The 21,575-nt window shown below is 61.6% G+C and carries 18 protein-coding genes; 11 read left to right on the top strand and 7 right to left on the bottom strand.

The window, feature by feature from the left end; genetic code table 11:
* Positions 1 to 35: 35 nt before the first annotated feature.
* A complete protein-coding gene (locus BLU25_RS01580; protein WP_016780607.1) occupies positions 36 to 1,160 on the top strand; it encodes an aryl-sulfate sulfotransferase in 1,125 nt (374 codons plus the stop codon).
* 66 nt (positions 1,161 to 1,226) lie between these two features.
* Here BLU25_RS01580 and BLU25_RS01575 read toward each other — a convergent pair whose 3' ends face one another.
* From BLU25_RS01575 to BLU25_RS01565, 3 genes are read right to left on the bottom strand one after another with little or no spacing between them, the layout of a single operon-like run.
* A complete protein-coding gene (locus BLU25_RS01575; protein WP_016780605.1) occupies positions 1,227 to 2,402 on the bottom strand; it encodes a CynX/NimT family MFS transporter in 1,176 nt (391 codons plus the stop codon).
* Positions 2,389 to 2,850 carry a nucleoside deaminase gene (locus BLU25_RS01570; protein WP_016780604.1) on the bottom strand — a complete coding sequence of 154 codons (462 nt, stop codon included), beginning with the start codon at positions 2,848 to 2,850 and terminating at the stop codon, positions 2,389 to 2,391. The genes BLU25_RS01575 and BLU25_RS01570 overlap by 14 nt, the downstream gene beginning before the upstream one ends.
* 19 nt (positions 2,851 to 2,869) lie before the next feature.
* Positions 2,870 to 3,529, bottom strand: coding sequence for an ankyrin repeat domain-containing protein (locus BLU25_RS01565; RefSeq protein WP_016780603.1), 660 nt, complete (start codon positions 3,527 to 3,529; stop codon positions 2,870 to 2,872).
* 108 nt (positions 3,530 to 3,637) lie between these two features.
* On the opposite strand from BLU25_RS01565, the gene BLU25_RS01560 reads away from it, so the two are divergent.
* A complete protein-coding gene (locus BLU25_RS01560) occupies positions 3,638 to 4,504 on the top strand; it encodes a LysR family transcriptional regulator (protein WP_029611370.1) in 867 nt (288 codons plus the stop codon).
* Positions 4,505 to 4,506: 2 nt separating this feature from the next.
* Here the strand turns inward: BLU25_RS01560 and rssC are convergent, their stop codons facing one another.
* From rssC to BLU25_RS01545, 3 genes are all read right to left on the bottom strand, one after another.
* Entirely contained in the window at positions 4,507 to 4,989 is a 483-nt protein-coding gene (rssC, locus tag BLU25_RS01555) for an anti-sigma factor antagonist RssC (protein WP_016780601.1), read from the bottom strand.
* Positions 4,986 to 6,170 carry a two-component system response regulator RssB gene (gene rssB / locus BLU25_RS01550; protein WP_029611369.1) on the bottom strand — a complete coding sequence of 395 codons (1,185 nt, stop codon included), beginning with the start codon at positions 6,168 to 6,170 and terminating at the stop codon, positions 4,986 to 4,988. The genes rssC and rssB overlap by 4 nt, the downstream gene beginning before the upstream one ends.
* A gap of 343 nt (positions 6,171 to 6,513) precedes the next feature.
* Positions 6,514 to 7,203, bottom strand: coding sequence for an MlaA family lipoprotein (locus BLU25_RS01545; RefSeq protein WP_016780599.1), 690 nt, complete (start codon positions 7,201 to 7,203; stop codon positions 6,514 to 6,516).
* A 307-nt stretch (positions 7,204 to 7,510) separates the two neighbouring features.
* Here BLU25_RS01545 and BLU25_RS01540 point away from each other — a divergent pair, with 307 nt between their 5' ends.
* Complete coding sequence (locus BLU25_RS01540) at positions 7,511 to 7,774, top strand: DUF4404 family protein (protein ID WP_016780598.1); 264 nt, start codon at positions 7,511 to 7,513, stop codon at positions 7,772 to 7,774.
* A 79-nt stretch (positions 7,775 to 7,853) separates the two neighbouring features.
* On the opposite strand, the gene BLU25_RS01535 is transcribed toward BLU25_RS01540, so the two are convergent.
* On the bottom strand, positions 7,854 to 12,710 hold the full coding sequence (locus tag BLU25_RS01535) for an NAD-glutamate dehydrogenase (protein WP_016780597.1): 4,857 nt from the start codon (positions 12,708 to 12,710) through the stop codon (positions 7,854 to 7,856).
* A 482-nt stretch (positions 12,711 to 13,192) separates the two neighbouring features.
* Between BLU25_RS01535 and BLU25_RS01530 the strand changes: the two genes are divergently transcribed.
* From BLU25_RS01530 to BLU25_RS01495, 8 genes are all read left to right on the top strand, one after another.
* Positions 13,193 to 13,546 (top strand): hypothetical protein, encoded by a 354-nt coding sequence (locus BLU25_RS01530; RefSeq protein ID WP_016780596.1) that lies wholly within the window; start codon positions 13,193 to 13,195, stop codon positions 13,544 to 13,546.
* A gap of 37 nt (positions 13,547 to 13,583) precedes the next feature.
* A complete protein-coding gene (locus BLU25_RS01525; RefSeq protein ID WP_016780595.1) occupies positions 13,584 to 14,330 on the top strand; it encodes an amidohydrolase family protein in 747 nt (248 codons plus the stop codon).
* Positions 14,331 to 14,686: 356 nt separating this feature from the next.
* Positions 14,687 to 15,646 (top strand): AAA family ATPase, encoded by a 960-nt coding sequence (locus BLU25_RS01520; protein ID WP_016780594.1) that lies wholly within the window; start codon positions 14,687 to 14,689, stop codon positions 15,644 to 15,646.
* 3 nt (positions 15,647 to 15,649) lie between these two features.
* Positions 15,650 to 16,594, top strand: coding sequence for a DUF58 domain-containing protein (locus BLU25_RS01515; RefSeq protein ID WP_016780593.1), 945 nt, complete (start codon positions 15,650 to 15,652; stop codon positions 16,592 to 16,594).
* Positions 16,591 to 17,085 carry a DUF4381 domain-containing protein gene (locus tag BLU25_RS01510; protein WP_016780592.1) on the top strand — a complete coding sequence of 165 codons (495 nt, stop codon included), beginning with the start codon at positions 16,591 to 16,593 and terminating at the stop codon, positions 17,083 to 17,085. The genes BLU25_RS01515 and BLU25_RS01510 overlap by 4 nt, the downstream gene beginning before the upstream one ends.
* Complete coding sequence (locus BLU25_RS01505; RefSeq protein ID WP_016780591.1) at positions 17,078 to 18,154, top strand: vWA domain-containing protein; 1,077 nt, start codon at positions 17,078 to 17,080, stop codon at positions 18,152 to 18,154. The genes BLU25_RS01510 and BLU25_RS01505 overlap by 8 nt, the downstream gene beginning before the upstream one ends.
* Positions 18,151 to 19,884, top strand: a complete 1,734-nt coding sequence (locus BLU25_RS01500; protein WP_083369487.1) for a vWA domain-containing protein — start codon at positions 18,151 to 18,153, stop codon at positions 19,882 to 19,884. The genes BLU25_RS01505 and BLU25_RS01500 overlap by 4 nt, the downstream gene beginning before the upstream one ends.
* Complete coding sequence (locus tag BLU25_RS01495) at positions 19,881 to 21,515, top strand: BatD family protein (RefSeq protein WP_016780589.1); 1,635 nt, start codon at positions 19,881 to 19,883, stop codon at positions 21,513 to 21,515. The genes BLU25_RS01500 and BLU25_RS01495 overlap by 4 nt, the downstream gene beginning before the upstream one ends.
* The last annotated feature ends 60 nt before the right edge of the window (positions 21,516 to 21,575 follow it).

Genomic DNA, 21,575 nt, shown 5'->3' with positions numbered 1-21,575 from the left:
TCACAATGCCAGTGGAACCTTGCGGGAGTCACACCATGTCAAAACTGCACAGCACCACCCTCAAACGCCAGAAGACCGGCCTGATCGGCGTCGATCATTCCCGCAGCGCCGGTGGCTACACGCTGTTCGCCCCGCAAACGGCCGATGGCAATGTATTGCTGATCGACCTGGACGGCGAAATTGTCCACCGCTGGAAGCTGCCCCAACGCCCCGGCCGCGACGCGGTGATACTGCGCAACGGCAACCTGGGCTACAACGGCAACCACCCTGAATCCCCTGATCTGTTCCCGGGCTGGTCGGTCTGGCATGGCGGGGCCTTCAGCGAGGTCACCCCTGACGGCGAAGTGGTCTGGGAGCACACTGACCTGTTGCACCATCACGATGCGCAATGGCTGGACAACGGCCACCTGCTCTACACCACTGTCGCGCCATTGAGCCCGGAGCTGGCCAGTCGCGTAGTGGGCGGTATTCCTGGCAGCGAGGCGCCGGGCGGGGTTATTTATGGGGATGTGGTCAAGGAAGTCGACCGCCAGGGGCATGTGGTGTGGGAGTGGCGCAGTTGGGAACATCTGCGCCCTGAAGACTACCCGCTGCATGATGCGTTCGAACGCTATCACTGGCCCATGACCAACGCCGTTTCGCCCGGCCGCGATGGCAAGGTCATCCTCAGCTTGCGCAGCGTTTCGTCGGTGATTGCCGTTTCCCGCGACAACGGTGCAGTATTGTGGCGCCTGGGCCATGACCTGGTTGCGCAACAGCACTGCCCGAGCGAGCTGGAAAATGGCAATGTGCTGGTCTTCGACAACGGCATCTCTCGCCCGCACAGTAGCATGCCGCACTCGCGAATTGTGGAAATAGAACCACTGAGCCAGCAGATCGTGTGGCAGTACGCCGATACCCCGGGCTATGCCTTTTTCACCCCGTTCATGGGCGGCGCGCAACGCCTGCACAACGGCAATACGCTGGCGACTGAAGCCAATTTTGGCCGTCTGTTTGAAATCACCGCGACGGGAGACGTGGTCTGGGAATATATCAACCCCTACTTCGCCGCGTACCCCGATGCAGCAGCCAGAGCCTATCTGCCGGGTGAAAACAACGCGATCTTTCGCGCGCACCGTTATCAGCGCCAGGATATTCCCTGGCTGGGTGATCCACGCTAAAAGCCCCTCGCCCCGCCCCTCTCACGGGAGAGGATTGGGGGCGTTTGCTCTCCATGCAGCCACAACTCACACCCCCCGGCTATTACTCGCCGGGCTAAAGATCCGCGTCAGCACCAGCATCGACACAACCGCTACCACCAACACCCACCAGGCACTGACAAAACTGCCCGTCAGTTCCCGCAGCCAGCCGGTCATCCACGGGGATACGGCATTGAGCAAAAATCCGGCCCCTTGCACAAAACCTGCAAGCTGCCCTGCTTCAGCGGGTTTGCGGCAATGGTCCAGGACCAGAATCAGGCTCAGGGCAAAACAGGCGCCCAGGCCAAAACCGATCAAGGCCACCCACACATGGGGTGAACCCAGCGGCCACAGCACCAGCCCGATATAACCCACGGCCTGTGCCCCCAGGCTAATCGCCAATAGCGGACGCCGATCGCTGCTGCGATGGGCCAGCGCCGGCATCACCAGCGCGGCGATAACCTGGAAAATAGTCATGAACGCCAGTAGCGAGCCACTTTGGGTCGCACTCCAGCCCATTTGCAAATAGTACGCTGGCAACCACGCGACCATGCTCATATAGCCACAGTTCACCAGCCCGAAGTACAGCGCCAGTAACCACGCCCGGCGACTGGACCACGCGCGGGTCGACCCCCCCTGCACCGGCTGCGCCGTGCCTGCAAAGGGCAGCAACCACCACATCAGCAGCGCCACAAGCGCCGGCAGCAGCCACATCCCCAGCCCGGCCTGCCAGTGGCTGAAATGCTCGGCAACCTGCGGGCTGACCAGTGCAGCCAGACCGCCGCCAGCCATCAGCGATGCGCTATAAACGCCCAGCGCCAGGGCGACGCGATGCTGGAACTGGCGCTTGATCAGCGCCGGTACCAATGCCTGGATCAGCGCAATACCGGCACCGCCCAACAACGCCGTGGCCATCAGGGTTTCGCCCTGGTGAGCAAACAAACGCCAAAGGCAGGCCACCACAATCATGCACAAGCCCAGGGCCACGCCATTACGCTCGCCCAAACGGGCTTGCAAGCGCAGCCCGAGCAAGGCCACCAGGCCCATGCAAATCACCGGCAGGCTGGTCAACCAGGCGCTGGCTTGAAAGCTCATGCCGGTGTCGGCACGGATTTGCAGCAACAACGGGCTGATCGAACTGAGCAGCGGGCGCAGGTTAAGCCCAAGCACAATCAGCAAGGTCCAATGGGCAACAACCCGTAGCGAGCCTTTATCCAGGGACATGCAACGCCTTCCAGTTCTGGTAGATCGCCGTCATGGCCGGTTGCGGCAGATGCCGCACAGGCAACTGCTGGTCACTCAGGGGCAATGCCATCTGCTGGTAGATCGCGGCGGTAGACAGCCCGAAGGGCTCAGCCTGCTGGTTGGTCGCGGCATACACCACCCTCGACACACCGCACAGGTACATGGCGCCCAGGCACATGGGGCAAGGCTGGCCACTGGCGTAGATCACACAGCCATCCAGTCTCGCCCCCAGTTGCTGGCTGGCACCACGGATCGCCAGCATTTCTGCGTGTGCGGTCGGGTCCTGGCTGATATGGATGCTGTTGACCGCCTCGACAATCACTTGATCGTGCCGCACCAGCACCGCTGCAAAAGGCCGGCCCCCCGCGGTGACATTATTGGCGGCCAATTCCACGGCACGTTGCAGGTAAATCTCATCGTTGTTCATGGCAACTCCAGAACGCTATTCAGTGGGCACCAGCATCGCGCAGCAATTGTGCAATCGCGCTCTGACCGCGCTGTTGCGCTTGCTGCAACGGGCTCAAGCCATTGCTGTCAGGCAGGTTCAAGTCAGCACCGGCAGCAATCAACTGGCTGACAATCTGCTGATGGGGCGCGCCCCCGTCGGAGAGCACGATGGCTTCCATCAAGCAGGTCCAGCCCAGGCGATTGACATGGTTCAGATCAACGCCTGCAGCGATCAGCACGGCCACCGTATCAACATGGCCACGCTCGCATGCAGGGATCAAGGCGGTACCGCCGTAGCGGTTGGTACTCTTCAGGTCGGCACCGTGGGCCAGGGTCATCTTGAGGATTTCAGTGTGCCCGCTGGCGCCTGCCAGCAGGTAGGGGCTGTCCTGGATCAGGTTTTTCTGGTTAACGTCGGCGCCCGCCTCGATCAACGCCCTGGCGATATCGATCTGGTTGGAGCGGGTTGCCAGCAGCAGCGCGCTGCTGCCATCCAGCGCCCGGGCATTGAGGTCAGGACCTTGCGCCAGCAGTTGCTGCACCCTGCCCAGCTCGCCGTCTTTCACGGCAGTCAGCAGCGTTTTGTCGCTGGCCATCACCCCCGCGACGAGCAGCAGCCCAGCCGTCAACGGAGCATATTTAAATAAGCGCGAACCCATGTCAGGCCCTCTTACCAATTGCATGAAAAGCCAGTATGGTCAGGCCCACAGGTATTCTGAAATTAAACATAACCATGCCTTGCAGTGGCAATCTGAATGGCGGTGCCGATGTTCGATCCCATCCTGTTGCGCAGTTTTGTGGCCGTCGTCGACTGCGCCAATTTCACCCGCGCGGCACAACGCCTGCACCTGACCCAGTCCACGGTCAGCCAGCAGATACGGCGCCTGGAAGACAGCGTTGGCTGCAAGCTGCTCGACCGTGAACAGCGCCGGGTAATGGCCACCCCTGAGGGTGAGCGCTTGCTGGCGTATGCCCGGCGCATCCTGGCACTCCAGGAAGAAGCCCGCGAGGTGCTGGTCGATCTGCAAAGCGAGGGTGTGTTGCGCCTGGGCGTGCCTGAAGACTTTGCCGCCGAACGCCTGATGCCGATCCTTTCCCGGTTTGGCCTGGAGCACCCCGGAGTACGCCTGGAAGTCACCTGCGGCCTGGGCCCGGAGCTGATGCGCGTGTATCGCCAAGGCGAGTTCGACCTGTTGCTGGTCAAGCAGATGGGGCAAGGCGTCGATTGCCTGGCGTGCTGGCCCGAACCCATGTGCTGGGTCGACAGCCGCTCAGCCCCGGCCTTTGGTCGCGACCCGCTGGCCCTGGTGGCCTTTCCTGTGGGTGGGCTGTACCGCAATGAAATGCTGCATCATCTGGAGATGGCGGGCTGGCACTGGCGCATCAATTACTCAAGTGCCAGCTTGGCCAGTGTCTGCGCCGCCGTGGCGGCGGGCTTGGGCATCAGTTTGCTGCCAACCCGGGTAATCGGCCCGCAGCACAAGGTGCTGCAGGCCAGTAGCGGTCTGCCGGACATTCAGGGGGTGTATCTGGCACTCTATGCCCAGCCCGGCCTCAGCCATGCGGGCCATTTGCTGCTGGGCCAGTTACGCGAACTGTGCGAAGCCCCGCAGCCGAGGACTGCTGCAACCTGATATCAGTGGCGCTCGAGGGCATTCACCAGGTCATGGAAGGCTTCACGGTTGGAGTCGTTGAGCCCCATCAGAATCTTGTGCGCTTCCAGTACCTTCACCCGCACCACCTCTTCGGTCTGGTCCTGTGAAGGCAGGTCGGTCAGGCACTCCGGGCACGGAATCGGCTTGCCGATAATGTTGAACACCTGGTCGAAGCCCATCGACTCCAGCAAGCGGGTGATGTCTTCGTGGGTGGTGACCACCGTCGGCAGCAGGCCGATTTTTTGCCGCGACAGGATCGACAGTTTCGCCAGCAAGCCCAGGGTGGTGCTGTCGATACTGCGGGTTTCGGTGAGGTCGATCACGATGGCGTTGAAGTTCAGCGCCGTGAAGATCCTCTCGATTGTCGCATCCAGTGCCGAACACAAGGTCAGACGCACTTCACCCACAAACTTCAGGACGAAGGTGCCATCCTGTTCGGCGAACTGAATTCTACCGGTACTCATTTAAGGTTCCTGCTCAACACCAACAAGGCGATATCATCCGGCATCTCACCTAGCGTAGCTAATCCAAACACCCGGCGCAGGCCATCCAGGCTGCCGCCTGCTGTTTTTACCAATTGCGGTAAAGCAGCTTCTTTCTCTTTGAGTGTCTGCTCGGTCAAAAGATCCAGAATTCCGTCCGACATCAGCGTCAGGCTGAAGGTTTGCGGCAATTTCAGGACCTGGTCTTCGTAGGTGGCTTCGTTGAACAAGCCAACGGGCAACCCCCGCCCTTCCAGATAACTGACACTGTCTGGAGTGTAGAGCACCGGCAAGGGCAAGTGCCCGCCAATGCTGTAGGTCAGTTCGCCGGTTTCTTCATTGATCACGCCGCCCACCATCGTCACATGCTTGCCCAGCTTGCAGTTGATCAGGCCGCGGTTGATGTGCCCAAGCACTTCGGAAGGCTTGAACTCAGGCAAGGTGCCATTGCGCTTGGACTCGAACAGCAGGCGCGTGGTCATGAACTTGAGCAGTACCGTGACAAAGGCCGAAGAGGCACCGTGCCCGGAAACGTCTGCCAGATAAAAGGCCACACGATGCTCGTCAACCCGGAAGTAGTCGACAAAATCGCCAGACAGGTACAGGGACGGGATGATCTTGTGCGCAAAGCTGAACTCATCCGTGGTCCAGGGGCTGACCGGCAGCATGTTCATCTGCACCTGCCGCCCGGCATTCTGGTCTTCCTGCAGCAAATGCAGGCTGGCTTCCAGTTCGCGGTTGGCCGACTCCAGCTTGTCCCGATAGCGCTGGTTCTCAAGCTGCAGGCGCGCACGATCCAGCGCACGGTGAACCGAGTGCTCCAGCACTGCAAGGTCTTCCAGAGGCTTGATCAGGTAGTCGGCAGCGCCCAGGCGCAAGGCCTCGACCACATCGCTCATGACCCCTGCGCCCGAGATGACGATCACCGGCGTCTGTGCCGAGCGCTGGGCAACCTGGCGAATCAGCTCCAGACCACTCATTTGCGGCATGCGCAGGTCACAGATGATCAGATCTGGCTGCTCTTGCTCGAACATCTGGAGGCCTTGCACGCCATTGCTGGCCTGAAGGACGCTGAAGCCGCTGTCTTCGAGGTAGGCCGCCAGACTTGCGCGTACAACTTCGTCGTCATCAATGATCAGCAGCGTGGCACTGGTTTTTTGCATGTGGGCAAACGGCGCCAGAATTAGGTTGTCGTTGAGGTTCGCAAACGTCGAACTCAACAACTGAAATGGCTTGTGAACATCCCTGATTCAAATCGACTGTATTGCTCGATCCTACAAAGGTGCCCGTGTAAGGCGCAGACGGTACTCCCATCCGCGGGGGGTTTCAAGCTCAGGCCGATGGCGGCCTGAGGTGTTCGTCACGTTAAATTACCGCGGGTTATAAGAACCACGTTTACGGCAACCAAAACTTAGGTTGCGGCCTTTCTTAAACGGAGTGTTTCTCAACTGCAACAATGCAAAAAACGGCCACCAGGGGCCGTTTTTTCAGGAGGCATCGAACGAATCAGAAGTCGTCGACAACTTGCCCGTCTTTGACTTTGAATTCACGGCTTTGCAGATACGCATTGCGAATGAAAATGTACTTGTCACCGGTGATCAGCTTTTCAGCAGACAGCAGGTTGGCGCGGGCATCGATGATTTTCATCCCGGCAACAGTGTTGCGCGCCGAGACGTCATGCATGTAGCGGTAGGGTTCGGCATAGGAGTCCGGGTAGATGCCCAAGGCGTCACGCACGGTACTTGGGCCCAGCAGCGGCAGCACCAGGTACGGGCCGCTGTTCAGGCCCCAGTAGCCTAGGGTCTGGCCAAAGTCTTCGTCGTTGCGCTGCAGGCCCATCTTGGTGCCCACATCAAAGAAGCCGCCAACACCGACAATGGTGTTCATCAGCAAACGGGCGGTATCCACGCCCGCAGCGTGTGGCTTGACCTGCAACACGTTGTTGGCCAGGTTGCGCACGTCACCGACGTTGCGGTACATGTTGTGGATGCCATCCTCCAGAAACTGCGGAGTGATGAACTGATAGCCCTGGGCAATCGGCTTCAGGGCATAGGTATCGAGGGTGTCGTTGAATTTGAACACGACCCGGTTAAAACCTTCCCAAGGGTCATCCTCGGTGGCGGCATTGGCTGCCAAAGGCATCATGGTCACACCGGCACAGATAAACAATGGAGCGAGACGAACAGTCCAGCGCATAGCAAAACTCCCTGAAGTTACTCAACACTTGGGCGCTATGCCCTGAGTCAGGCCATTAGTATAACGGGAAATGTCTTTTAGGCAGCCCCCAAGCAATAGCCTAAACAGACTTGTATTAAAGATAGACGTTCCCGCCCTTGCAGATTCTTTTAAAACCACCTGCCGGCACGACAAAAAATAACCCACAGGGGATTTTGATAGAGATCATGCACTTCGGGCGCGAGTGGATTAATCTAGAAGCCCGCTTGCAGACCTTTTGTTCACTTCGAAGGTCTACACCAGAGCCTATCAATAAAGGATGAATGCTATGCCTGCCCGCGACCTGCAAGAACAACTCAACACCTTGCGCGAGCAACTGGAACAGAATCCGCCGCTCACCCAGGAAGAGCGTGAGCATTTGAACCAGCTCGCGACACAAATCCAGGCTCAGATCGATATCGAAAAAGCCACCAACGATTCCAGCCTGGCCGACAACGTCAACCTCGCGGTTGAGCGCTTTGAGGTCGACCACCCCACTCTGGCCGTTACCCTGCGCAGCATCGTGCAAACCCTGGGCAATATCGGTATCTGATCAGCCCGCGACCGCAAGCAAACAAAAAAGCCCCGGCTCATGTCACATGAGCCGGGGCTTTGTTTTACAACTCAGGCTGTCAGAGCCCTGATTGACCGCTCAACGCCAGGTCCAGCAGCTCGCGGTTGGCTACCGCGTACATGGCGTAGTCATTGCCCGTGGCAGCCCGCAAATCCACCAGCATCGCGCGCCAGCGCTCAACCATCGAACTGTTTTGCTCAAGCCACAAGGCAAGACGCGCCTCGATACTTTCACCGGCATCGGTCATCTGCAGCACCGAAATGGTAATTGCCCGCTGCTGCCAGTCGATATCGTCACGGAACGCTTCACGCGCCAGCGCCTGCCAGTTGTTCTCCACCGGCAGGTTGCTGATCTGCTGCAAGTACCAGGTCAGGTCCAGCGCGCTGCCCACGGCAAAGTAAGTCTTGGCCACATCTGCAGCGTTCTGCCCGGTCACATCCGAAGCTTCGATAATCGGCAACAGGGTGTACAGGTGCGTCGTACCCGCCACCATGCGCGCCAGCAATTCCGGCACGCCCGCTTCGACGTAAGCCTGATAACGGGTCTGCCAGCCTTCGCGGGTCGGGCCTTCCAGCAGTTCGTCGAGCTTAAGGCCCAACGCCGCCAGATGCGGGCCGAAGTGCGCCACATCGCGTGCAGCATCCAGCTCGTTGCGACGGCTGCGCAGGAACCAGCGCGTAGCGCGACGGCCCAGGCGCATCAGTTCATCCATCAGCGCCAGCTGGATTTCAGCCGGTACCTGGTAGTCCAGCGCTTCGATTTGGCGGAACCAGTGCGGGAGATGGAAAATGTCACGCACGATCACATAGGCACCGGCCACGTTGGCAGCACTCATGCCGGTCGACTCTTTCAGGCGTTCGACAAAAGTGATGCCCATGTGGTTAACCAGATCGTTGGCGATCTGGGTGCTGACGATTTCACGCTTCAGACGATGGCGACGCATGGCTTCGGCAAACTTGCTGACCAGCATCGGCGGGAACGCGGTTTCCATGTCGCGGGTCAGGTAGTCGTCATCCGGTACCTGGGAGTTGAGCAGTGCTTCCTTGAGGTCGATCTTGCTGTACGAGATCAGCACCGACAACTCGGCACGGGTCAGGCCGTGGCCCCCCGCTACGCGCTCGTTAAGCTGCTCTTCAGACGGCAGGAACTCGATGGCACGGTCCAGCTTGCCACGGGCTTCCAGATCGTTCATCAGGCGCTTGTATTCGGCAATCCGCTCGTAAGCCTTGCGTGCCGCCAGCGAAATCGCCTGGGTCTGCTTGTAGTTGTTGCCCAGCACCAGACCGCCAACCTCGTCGGTCATGCTGCCCAGCAGTTGGTTGCGCTGCTTCTCGGTCATATCGCCGGCCTGCACCACTTCATTGAGCAGGATCTTGATATTCACTTCGTGGTCAGAGCAGTCGACGCCGCCAGCGTTGTCGATAAAGTCGGTGTTGGAACCGCCGCCGTTGAGGTTGAACTCGACACGGCCCAACTGGGTCATGCCCAGGTTGCCGCCCTCGCCCACCACCTTGCAGCGCAATTCGTTGCCATTGACGCGCAACGCATCGTTGGCCTTGTCGCCAACGTCAGCATGGCTTTCGCTGCTGGCTTTGACATAAGTACCGATACCACCGTTCCACAGCAGGTCCACCGGCGCCTTGAGCAAGGCATTGAGCAATTCGGTCGGGGTCAGCTTGTCAGCGCTGATGGCGAAGCGCTCTTTCATCTCCGGGGAGATGGCGATGCTTTTCGCGCTGCGCGAGAAGATCCCGCCGCCCGCCGACATGATGCTGGTGTCGTAATCCGACCAGGCCGAACGCGGCAAGTCGAACAGGCGCTGACGCTCGGCGAAGCTGTTAGCCGGCTCCGGGTTCGGGTCGATAAAGATATGCAGGTGGTTAAAGGCCGCAACCAGTTGCAGCTTGTCGGACATCAGCAAACCGTTGCCGAACACGTCGCCGGCCATATCGCCCACGCCGACCACACTGATGCTGTCCTGCTGGACGTTGATCCCGCGCTCCTTGAAGTGGCGCTGCACGCCCACCCAGGCGCCCTTGGCAGTAATGCCCATCTTTTTATGGTCATAACCGGCCGAGCCGCCCGAAGCGAACGCATCGCCCAGCCAGAAGCCGTAATCGATGGCAATACCGTTGGCGATATCGGAGAAGGTCGCGGTGCCCTTGTCGGCGGCCACCACCAGGTACGGGTCATCGTCATCGTGACGGACCACGTTCAACGGCGGCACCAGTGCGCCGTCTTTCAGGTTGTCGGTAATGTCCAGCAGGCCGGAAATAAAGATCCGGTAGCAGGCAATCGCCTCGGCCTGGATCTCGTCACGGCCGCCGCCCAATGGCAGGCGACGCGGCACGAAACCGCCCTTGGCGCCCACCGGCACAATGACCGAGTTTTTCACTTGCTGGGCTTTTACCAGGCCCAGCACTTCGGTACGGAAATCTTCTTCACGGTCGGACCAGCGCAAGCCACCGCGGGCCACGTTGCCGAAGCGCAAGTGCACGCCTTCAACCCGTGGCGAGTAGACGAAGATTTCAAACTTCGGCACCGGCTTTGGCAGCTCGGGGATCAAGTGCGGGTTGAACTTGAAGCTGAAGTACGAACGGTTGTGACCGCTGGCATCCGGCTGGTAGAAGTTGGTGCGCAGAGTGGCCTTGATCAGGTCCAGGTAGCGACGCAGGATACGGTCTTCGTTGAGCACCTGAACATCGTCCAGGGCCGTCAGGATCGCCTGCTCCAGACGCACTTGCTTGTCTTCGAGGTCTTCGGCCGTCAGCTTGCGCGCCAGGTAGAAGCGGGTCTTGAACAAGCGGGTCAATTCGCGGGCGATATCGGTGTGGTTGTTCAGGGTACTGGCGATATAACCCAGGTCAAAGCCCAGGCGGATCTGCTTCAGATAACGGGCGTAGGCACGCAGCAAGGCCACGTCGCGCCACGGCAGGCCGGCGGTCAATACCAGGCGGTTGAACGCATCATTCTCGGCATCGCCGCGCACAATATGCACAAACGCATCCTGCAGCGTGTCGTTGAGTTGCTGGATATCAAGGTTCAAGCCTTCACCGGCGGTAAAGGCGAAATCATGGATCCAGAATTCACGGCCGTTGGCATGACGCAGGCGGTACGGGAACTCACCCAGCACGCGCAGGCCGAGGTTTTCCAGGATCGGCAGCACGTCGGACAGCGCCAGCGGCGTGTCGGCGTGGTACAGCTTGCAATGCAGTTCCTGACCAGCGCTTTGCCCCAGCGGCTGGTAGAAGCTCATCACCAGCGGGTTCTTGTCGCTCAGGTTCATCAGGTGCTGCATGTCGACCACGGCCGAGTGCGCAGCAAAACGCTCGCGGTAACCTGCCGGGAAGCCTTTCGGGAAGTCGGCCAGCACCTTGGTGCCATTGGCCTCACCGAAGCTCTCGACCACCAGGCTGGCATAGTCGTCCTGCCAGCTGCGGCAGGCCTGGATGACTTCTTTTTCCAGCAGCAGCGGATCGATATCGATGCGGTTTTTTGGATCAACCCGCAGAATCAGCTGCACACGGGCCAGCACCGATTCCGAGAAGAAAGTCCAGAATTCGCAATCCGAAGCCTGCAGGCGCTCCATCAGCACCTGCTGGATTTTCTGTCGCACTTCGGTGGAATAGATATCACGCGGCACATAGGCCAGGCAGTAGCAGAAACGGCCATACGGGTCTTTGCGCAGGAACACGCGAATCTTGTTGCGCTCCTGGATCTGCACGATCGACATCACGGTGCTGAACAGCTCGTCCACCGGGGTCTGGAACAGGTCGTCTCGGGGCAGCACTTCCACCACCTGGGCCAGTTCCTTGCCCAGGTGCGCCTTGGCCTGGAAGCCCGAACGACGCTCGATCTCAGCGACCTTGCGGCGGATGTACGGGATCACCCGCACGCTTTCGCCATACACCGAAGAGGTGTACAGGCCCATGAAGCGGCATTCCTTGATGACCTTGCCGCTGGCGTCGATCTGGCGGATCGACACATAGTCCGGGTAAGCCGGGCGATGCACGCGGCTCGGGTGTGCGGCCTTGGCGAACGACAGCAGGGTCGGCTCGCGCAGGTAGCTGACGGCGTAATCCTCGATGCGCAGGTCTTCGGCGGTCAGGCCGGCGCGCAGCAGCTTGGTAAGGCCGAGGAACGAGTCGGCGTCATATTCGATATGCCCGCCATCGGCATCGTCGCGTACCACAAATTCTTCATAGCCCAGGAAGGTGAAGTGGTTGCCCACCAACCATTCCAGGAAGCTTTTGACTTCGGCTTTCTCATCCGCATCCACGGCGTACTGGCAGTTGTCGACACTGACCAGCAGCTCCTGCACCTTGGCCTTCATCGGCTCAAAGTCAGCCACTGCAATGCGCACTTCACCCAGAACCTGTTCCAGTTCCTTGCTCAGCACGTTCAATTCGGCGGCATGGGCGCAGCGATCGATTTCCAGGTACATCAGCGACTCTTGCGAGACGCCTTCGCCCGTGGTGCCCTTGGGCAGGATTTCCAGCAGCTCGCCCTTGCTGCCGCGACGAACGCTCAACACCGTGGTTTGCAGGGTGTGGATGCTGTAGCCGCGACGGTTCAGCTCGGTACGCACCGAGTCCACCAGAAACGGCAGGTCGTGGTGCAGCACTTCCACTGCTGTGTGGGTGGACTGCCAGCCGTGGCGCTCGTAGTCGGGGTTGAACACCCGTACTTGCGGCTGGGCCGGGTCGAAGCGCTCCAGCAGGCGCCAGGCCGACAGCGTGCAGCCGGCGAGGTCGGACATGCGCCGTTGGGTGAGTTCGTCCAGAGAAATGATGCCGAAGAATTGCTCGGCGAACAGCGCCACTTGTGGCAGTGCCTGTTCACTGATGTGCTGCGCCAGTGCCGCTTGCAGTTGGTGCTGGAAGTCGGCTTTGCTGGCTGCGGTGAAGAACGCCATCTGTGGTACTCCGCTTGGGCTTGTTATTGAGAGAAGCGTCGCATGTTGGAGCTGTCGACACTGTGCGAGGCCTGTCCTGGCAGCTCACCTTCAACGCACAGCATGACAGGGAGGTGAAGCTGGCCGTGACCCACGGGTCACATTCACGTCCGGGATGGTGATCTGCAAAAACGACTGCCGGATAAACAGGCTGTGCCTTTACGGATAACAATCACCGCGCAGCTTAACGACTGCGCTGTACGACCTGCTTACGGTGCGGCGACATATTCGGTCATCGGGACGCAACCGCCCGGGTTGTCATAGAACAACCCTAGCATTGGCAAGCGAAAAAACTTCATAAAAGCACCGTAGTTTCCGTAGTCAGTATCGGAAATGACTGAGCATTTGCCCTGATGTTCCATTCAAACCTGCACAAATCGGCTCAGGCTGGCAAAATTGCCCCCTGATCGACCCATTCGCGCCCAGAGCGCCAGGAATTAACCATGCAAATGACCACCGACCACCTGCTCGCCAACCCGTGCGACGACGAAGAAGACAATATGGCGATGCTGTGTTGCCACACCAATACGGGCGAGATGTTCCTGATGACCCGCTACCCGGACGAGGACGAGCTGGAAATCACCCTGGAAGACGAGCCTTCGACCCTGGACGGCATCAAGGTGACCCTGAGCCCTACCCGCCTGCTGATTGAAATCGGCGCGGGCGATACGGATGTGCTCAAGGGCGATGACCACCTGGAAATCCTGCACAGCACCGCCGCCGCAGACCTGGCTGAAGTTGAACTGACCCTGCAGAATATCCTCAAGGGCACCGGTACCTACGTCAGCGAACTGTAACAAGCCCGCTCCTGCACCCACCCAGAGGTATGTGCCCATGCCCCCGATCTTCGATGCCCACTGCCATATCATCGACAGCGCTTACCCGCTGATTGCCAACAACGGCTATGTGCCCGAGTTTTTCAGTGCCGATGATTACCTGACCCGGGTCACACCCTTGGGGGTCGTTGGCGGCGCGGTGGTATCGGGCTCTTTCCAGGGCTATGACCAAAGCTACCTGATCGCGGCACTCAAACGCCTGGGGCCGGAGTTTGTGGGCGTGACCCAGTTGCCCGCCAGTGTCACCGATGCCGAACTGGCAAGCCTGCATGGCCACGGCGTGCGGGCCCTGCGTTTCAATCTCAAACGCGGCGGTTCCGGGCAGCTTGACCAGCTCGAATCATTGGCCATGCGCGTGCATGAGCAAGTGGGCTGGCATGCAGAGCTGTATATCGACTCGCGAGAGCTGGCGGGGCTTGAGCAGCGGTTGCGGCGCCTGCCTGCGCTGAGCATCGATCATCTGGGCCTGAGCCAGGACGGCCTGCCCAGCCTGCTGCGCCTGGCGGAGCACGGTGTACGGATCAAGGCCTGCGGCTTTGGCCGGGTTGATTTCGCCGTAGCGCCTGTGCTGCAACAGATCCACGGCATCAACCCCGATGTGCTGATATTTGGCACCGACCTGCCCTCGACCCGCGCACCACGTGCATTTGAGGACAGTGATATCAACCTGCTGGTTGAGGCATTGGGGGAGGAAGGTGCGCACAAAGCTTTATGGCAGAACGCCCGGACGTTCTACGGCCTGTAATTGCAACCGCTCTAAACCGTAGCAGCTGCCGAAGGAACGAGGCTGCGTCCGGCGGCGAAGCCGTCGTAAGACCAGGCACAGCGGTGTGTCAGTTAAACCTGGTTCTCAGGATTTACGACGGCTTCGCCGCCGGACGCAGCCTCGTTCCTACGGCAGCTGCTACGCAACATCCCCTCCTTTTTATCCGCCATACCCCATGCAGATGAGCACCATTCTCAACAACACGGCTCATTTCAGTTTTTTCCGTAAAAAGCCCCACCGCTATTAGTCCGCAAGGCCTCCAATGGATTAAAGTAACGCCCCCAGCCCCGACGTAATTCTTGCGCCGCCGGTGTCCTTTTCAGGAACAGTATTCGATGGAACATCGTGAAGCGCTGCTAGCGCTGCGAACCTTTCTTTCAACCCAGATCCTCGGTCAGGAAAAGTTGATCGACCGCCTGCTGATCGCGTTGCTTGCCGACGGTCACATGCTGGTCGAAGGCGCCCCCGGGCTGGCCAAGACCAAGGCCATCAAGGAACTGGCGGAAGGCATTGAAGCGCAGTTCCATCGAATCCAGTTCACCCCCGACCTGCTGCCCGCCGACATCACCGGCACCGAGATCTATCGCCCCGAAACCGGCAGTTTCGTGTTTCAACAAGGGCCGATCTTTCATAACCTGGTGCTGGCGGATGAAATCAACCGTGCCCCGGCCAAGGTGCAATCGGCGCTGCTCGAAGCCATGGCCGAACGCCAGGTGAGCGTCGGGCGCAGCACCTACGAGCTGTCGCCGCTGTTTTTGGTGATGGCCACGCAAAACCCCATCGAGCAGGAAGGCACCTACCCGCTGCCCGAGGCCCAGCTCGACCGTTTTCTGATGCATGTAAAAATCGGCTTCCCGGACGCCGCCGTCGAGCGCCGCATCCTGCAGCAGGCCCGTGGCGAGGCGCTCAATGGCGAAACCAAACCCGAGCGCCGGGTCAGCCAGCAGGCCATCTTCGCCGCACGCAAGGAGATCCTCGGCCTGTACATGGCCGATGCGGTGGAGGAGTACCTGGTGCAACTGGTGATGGCCACCCGTACTCCGGGCAAGTTCGACCCGGAAATGGCCGAATGGATCGCCTACGGCGCCAGCCCGCGTGGCTCGATTGCCCTGGACCGCTGCGCACGGGCCCATGCCTGGCTGGCCGGGCGCGACTTTGTCAGCCCCGAAGACATCCAGGCCGTGTTGTTTGACGTGCTGCGCCACCGCATCATCCTGTCGTTCGAAGCCGAGGCCGCCGGTATCGACCAGGACCGCGTGGTGCAGCGCATCCTCGACGTCGTTGCCGTTGCCTGACCGATGAACACCCCCCTGCCCGCCGAGCCCGGTATCCGCATCACCCTGGCGCAACTCATCGAGATGCGTCACCGGGTGCGCGAGGTGCAGCTGTTTTCTTCGCCAAGCCAGCGCAGCCCGCTGGTGGGCTTGCATCACTCCAAGCTGCGCGGGCGCGGGGTCGACTTCGACCAGGTACGGGTCTATCAGGCCGGCGACGATGTACGCACCATCGACTGGCGCGTCACCGCCCGCACCCAGGAACCTCATACCAAGATGTTCCATGAGGAGCGCGAGCGGCCGATCTTTATCCTCGCCGAACAAAGCCGCCGGCTGTTTTTCGGTTCGGGGCTGATGTTCAAGTCGGTGCTCGCCGCCCAGGCCGCCAGCCTGATCGGCTGGGCCGCGCTGGGCCATAACGACCGTGTCGGCGGGTTGGTGTTTGGCGACCATGAACACTATGAAATCAAGCCTCGGCGCAGCAAACAAAGCCTGCTGCAACTGCTCAACCGCCTGGTGCGGGTCAACCAGTCCCTGCATACCGAGGTGCAATCGGACCGCGATGCCCTGGGCATGGCCCTGATCCGCGCCCGCGAAGTGTTGCGCCCCGGCAGCCTGGTGATCGTGATCTGCGATGAGCGCGCCCTCACGGACGCCGCCGAACAGCAACTGAGCCTGCTGTCGCGCCATTGCGATCTGATGCTGCTGCCGTTGTCCGACCCCCTCGACCATGCCCTGCCCGCCGCCGGGCTGCTGCGCTTTGCCGAGCGCGGTGCACAGCTGGAGCTGGACACCCTCAACTATGATCTGCGCCAGGCCTACCGGGCCCAGGCCGAGGCCCGTATTGCACGCTGGGAACTGTTGGCGCAAAAATTACGGGTGTTGCTCATGCCGCTGAGCACGCAAAGCGAAATGGTCGAACAGCTGCGCGAATACCTCAACGCCAAACGCCCCGGCAAAGCCTCATGAAAGAACTCGAACAACTGCAACCGCTGATCACCCCGCCCGCGGTCGGCCTGTGGCCGCCAGCGCCGGGCTGGTGGCTGCTGCTGATCGTGCTGCCTGCGCTGGGCTGGGGCCTGTGGTGGCTGCGCCGCTACCTGCCCGCCAAGCGCCAGCCGGCTCGTGCCGAACAACCGCTGGACCCGGTGCGCCTGGCCGCCCTGGAAGAACTGGCGCGTTTTCCCAAGCCCTACGACGGCGCGCCCGCCGGCGCCTGGCTGCAGCAACTCAACGGCCTGCTCAAGCGCCTGTGCCGCAACCACTATCCCTACAGCCAGAGCCACACTCTCAATGGCCGCAAGTGGCTGGCATTCCTGGATAACCGCTGCCCGGCTGCCGGCCTGACCCGCTGGATGGTGCTGGTCGAAGGCGCTTACAAACCTGAATGCAAACTCGACGACAAGGCCATCGCCGGGCTCAATCAGGCGGTTGAAACCTGGATTCGAAAACATGTTTGAATTTGCCTGGCCGTGGCTCTTCGCCCTGCTGCCCCTGCCCTGGCTGATGCGCCTGGTGCTGCCGCCTGCCGACAGCGGCGAGGCGGCGCTGCAGGTCAGTTTTCTCAGTGACCTCGAACAACTGGCCCGGCGCAAGGCCCGCACCACCCTGCCTTCCTGGCGTCAGCAAATCCCCTTTGTGCTGCTCTGGCTGCTGTTGTTGAGCGCCGCCGCCCGCCCGCAATGGCTGGGCGAGCCGCTGCCGATTGCCGCCAGTGGGCGTGACTTGCTGGTGGCGGTGGATGTGTCGGGGTCGATGGACTACCCCGACATGCAATGGCAGGGCGAAGATGTCACCCGCCTGGACCTAGTGAAGAACCTGCTCGGCGAGTTTCTGGAAAACCGCGAAGGCGACCGCGTCGGCCTGATCCTGTTCGGCAGCCAGGCCTATCTGCAGGCCCCCTTGACCTTCGACCGCCACACCGTACACACCTGGCTCGACGAAGCGCGTATCGGCATCGCCGGCAAGAACACAGCCATTGGCGACGCTATTGGCCTGGCCCTCAAGCGCCTGCGCCAGCGTCCGGCGCAGAGCCGGGTGCTGATCCTGATTACCGATGGCGCCAACAACGGCGGGCAGATCGACCCGCTGACCGCCGCCCGCCTGGCCGCTGAAGAGGGGGTCAAGATCTACCCGATCGGTATCGGCGCCGACCCTGAAGAAAGCAGCAGCAAGGGCATGTTCACCATCAACCCCGGGGTCGACCTTGACGAGCCGGCACTCGAAGAGATCGCCCAGGTCACCGGTGGCCGCTACTTCCGCGCCCGCAACGGCGGCGAACTGGCGGCCATCAAGGACACCCTCGACCAACTGGAACCCGTGGCCCAGCAACCAACCCAGGCGCGCCCGGCACAGGCACTCTACAGCTGGCCGCTGGCTGCGGCGCTGTTGCTCAGCGTGCTGCTGGTGATCCGCGAGCTGTGGCCCAACAACCGCGTGCAACGCTGGCTGAGCAAGGAGCATTTTCTGCAACAACACCCTGACTGGCGGGCGCGCCTCAAGCGCCTGCGTCTGCGCAGGCGCCGATGAGCATGCTCTGGCCGCACTGGTTGCGCCCCGAATGGCTGCTGGCCCTGCCCCTGCTCGGCTGGCTGCTGTGGCAACGCTGGCACCGGGAAAAACGTGCTGGCCGCTGGCAAAAAATCCTGCCCGTGGCCTTTCATCGGGTGTTGCTCAGCGGCGGCACTGGCCGCAGCAGCAAATTGCCATGGATCGCCCTCGGGCTTGGCTGGCTGCTGGCCCTGCTGGCATTGCTCGGCCCCAGCTGGCAACGTGTTGAGCAAGCCACGCAAAAGCCCGAAGACCCGCTGGTGGTGATGCTCGAACTGACACCCGAAATGCTCGCCACCGACAGCTCGCCCAACCGCCTGGAGCAGGCACGGCGCAAGCTCTACGACTTGCTGCAAAATCGCAGCGACGCGCAAACCGCGGTGATCGTCTACGCCGGCAGTGCCCACACTCTGGTGCCGCTGTCTGATGACATGGGCACCAGCCGCAACCTGCTCGAAGCCCTCAAGCCGTCGATCATGCCGCAGCCGGGGCATCGCGCCGACCTGGCCATCGACAAGGCCCTGACGCTGCTGGACCAGGGCGCACTGGGCCAGGGCCGCCTGCTGCTGATCACCTCATCGCTCAGCGAACAGGAACGCAGCGGCATCCGCCAGGCCTTGCAGGGCCACGCCCCGCAATTGCTGATCCTGGGCATTGGCAGCCGCGAGGGCGCGCCGGTGGTCGATGAAAGCGGGCAGTTCCTCAAGGACGATCAGGGTGCCATTCTCCTGCCGCGCCTCGACAGCCCGAGCCTGCGCGCCTTTGCCCTGGATGTGGGCGGCCGCTATCGCCAGGCGCGCCTGGATGACAACGACCTGCGTGGCCTGGGCCTGCTCGACGACCCGCGCCACCTGCGCGATAACGGCCAGACCCTGCAACTGGACAGCTGGGCCGACCAGGGTTACTGGCTGTTGCTGCCGCTTCTGCTGCTGGTGGCCTGCGCGGGCCGCCGTGGCTGGCTGTTCTGCCTGCCCCTGGTGTTTATCCTGCAACCGCAGCCAGCCCAGGCCATGAGCTTTACCGACCTGTGGCTGCGCCCCGACCAACAGGGCCTGCGCCTGCTGCAGCAAAACAAGCCGCTGCTGGCCGTGGAGCACTTCAGTGACCCGCTCTGGCAAGGTGTGGCCCTGTACCGCGCGGGCGACTATGCCGGCGCAGCCCAGCGTTTTGCCGAGGTCAACAGCGCCAGCGCCCACTATAATCGCGGCAATGCCCTAGCCATGAATGGCGAACTGGAGGCGGCCATCGACGCCTGGGAGCAAGCACTGGAGCTGCAACCGGAGCTTGAGGCCGCCGCGCAAAACAAAGCCCTGGTTGAAAAACTGCTGGAGCAGCAACGCGCCGCAGCCCAAAGCGAGCAGCCCGCCGAGCCACCTGCGCCTGCCGAGTCTGAAACCCCGCTCAGCTCCAGCGCCCAGAGCTCCGCCAGCAGCACCACGCACAATAATGAAGAGCACAGCTCGGCCAGCAACCCCGCCACCGAGCCTGTGCCCGACGAGCAGCTCGACCCCGAACCCGCCCCGCACGCCGATGGCGAACCTGGCGACGAGCAGACCACGCGGGCACCTGTACCCACCGCCAACCAGACCGCAGAAGAACAACGCCAGGCCCTTGAACAATGGCTCAGACAGATCCCCGACAACCCCGGCGAATTGTTGCGGCGCAAATTCTGGTACGAACAGCAGCTCCATCAGGACACGCCCAAATGAACCGCCTCTGTGTTTTGCTTCTTTTGCTGTGTTGCTGGACCTTGCCGGCGCACGCCCTGGGCCTGGTCGCCAGCGTTGACCGCGACCAGCTCAACTCCGGGGAAACCGTTGAACTGACCCTGGAATCCGACGACGTCACCCAGTTCGGCAAACCCGACCTGGCGCCGCTGGACGGCCTGTTTGAAGTGCGCGGCACCCGCCAGGTCAACCAGCTCAACAGCCTCAGCGACGACAACAAGGGCACCACGCGCTGGATGATCACCCTGCAACCCAAACAGACCGGCACGGTGATCATCCCGTCGCTGCAAGTCGGCGACTACCACAGCCAGCCGATCACCCTCACCGTGACCCAGAGCGTGGCCAGCGACAACGCACTGGCCCCGGTATTTATCGAAGCCAGCCTCGACCAGCCCAGTGTTTATGTGCAGGCCCAGGCCTTGCTGACCCTGCGCATCTACCACTCCGTGGCGCTGTACGACGACAGCAGCCTGACCACCCTGCACCTGGACGACGCCATCGTCGAGCAACTGGGCGAGTCGCGCACCTATGAAAAACTGATCAACGGCGTACGCCACGGTGTAATCGAACGCCGCTACGGTATTTACCCGCAGCGCAGCGGCGAGCTGATCATCCCGGCGCAAACCTTCAGCGCCACCCAGGTTGACAGCCAGCAAGCCAGCGCCCCGGCCCCCCTTGGGCCGAAACCGGGCAAGATGGTGCATGTGACATCCGCCGAAATACCGTTGAGCGTCTTGCCCAAACCCGACACCTGGCCGGCCAATGCCCCCTGGTTGCCGGCGCGCAGCCTGAGCCTGAGCGAAACCTGGAACCCCGAGCCTGACCACACCATGGTCGGGGAGTCCCTGACCCGCACCCTGACCCTCAAGGCCGAAGGCCTGTCCAGCGCCCAGTTACCGCCCCTGCCCGCCACCGACGTCAACGGCCTGCGGCGCTACCCCGACTTGCCGCAATTGAGCAACCAGGTAACCGAAAATGGCCTGATCGGCAGTCGCGAGGAGCGTGAAGCCCTGGTGCCGACCCGGGTCGGGCAAATCGAACTGCCCGCCGTCGAAGTGGTGTGGTGGAACACCCACGAAGACCATCTGGAGCACACCTACCTGCCGGCCCGTACCCTGCTGGCAGCGGCCAACCCCAACCAGACCGTGGACACCCCCGCCAGCGGTACGCCGACGGCATTCAACGAAGCGTCATCGCTGTGGCTCTGGCAGCTCAGCACCCTGCTGCTCGCCTGTACCACCCTGGCGAGCCTGGCCCTGTGGTGGCGTGCGCGCTGGCAACCGGCGATCTCGCGTGCCGCGCAAACCGGGCCAAGCCCGCGCAGCTTGCTCGACGACCTCAAGCGCGCCAGCCTGGCCAACGACCCCCAGGCCACCCGCCAGGCCCTGGATGCCTGGGCGCGGCAACAGCCGGAAACCCTGGCCGACATGGCGGCGCGCTTTGTGCCGCTGTCCGATGCCCTCGACGGCCTCAATGGCGCGCTCTACAGCGAAACCGGCCAGTACTGGCAAGGCGAGGAGCTGTGGAAAGCCATTCGCAGCATTCCTGCCACCGAGCGTGAGCAAGACGCCGCCAGCGAACCCAGCAGCCTGCCGCCGCTCTACCCCAAATAATTGCCCAGGCAACCCGTGCCCGCCCGAGCGAGCGGGTTGCCAGCCCATTTTCAAACGGAT

The organism is Pseudomonas fragi, from assembly GCF_900105835.1.
In the GTDB taxonomy this organism is placed as follows: domain Bacteria; phylum Pseudomonadota; class Gammaproteobacteria; order Pseudomonadales; family Pseudomonadaceae; genus Aquipseudomonas; species Aquipseudomonas fragi.
The sequence above is the reverse complement of the archived record's forward strand: the minus strand, read 5'-3'. Positions and strand labels throughout refer to the sequence as shown.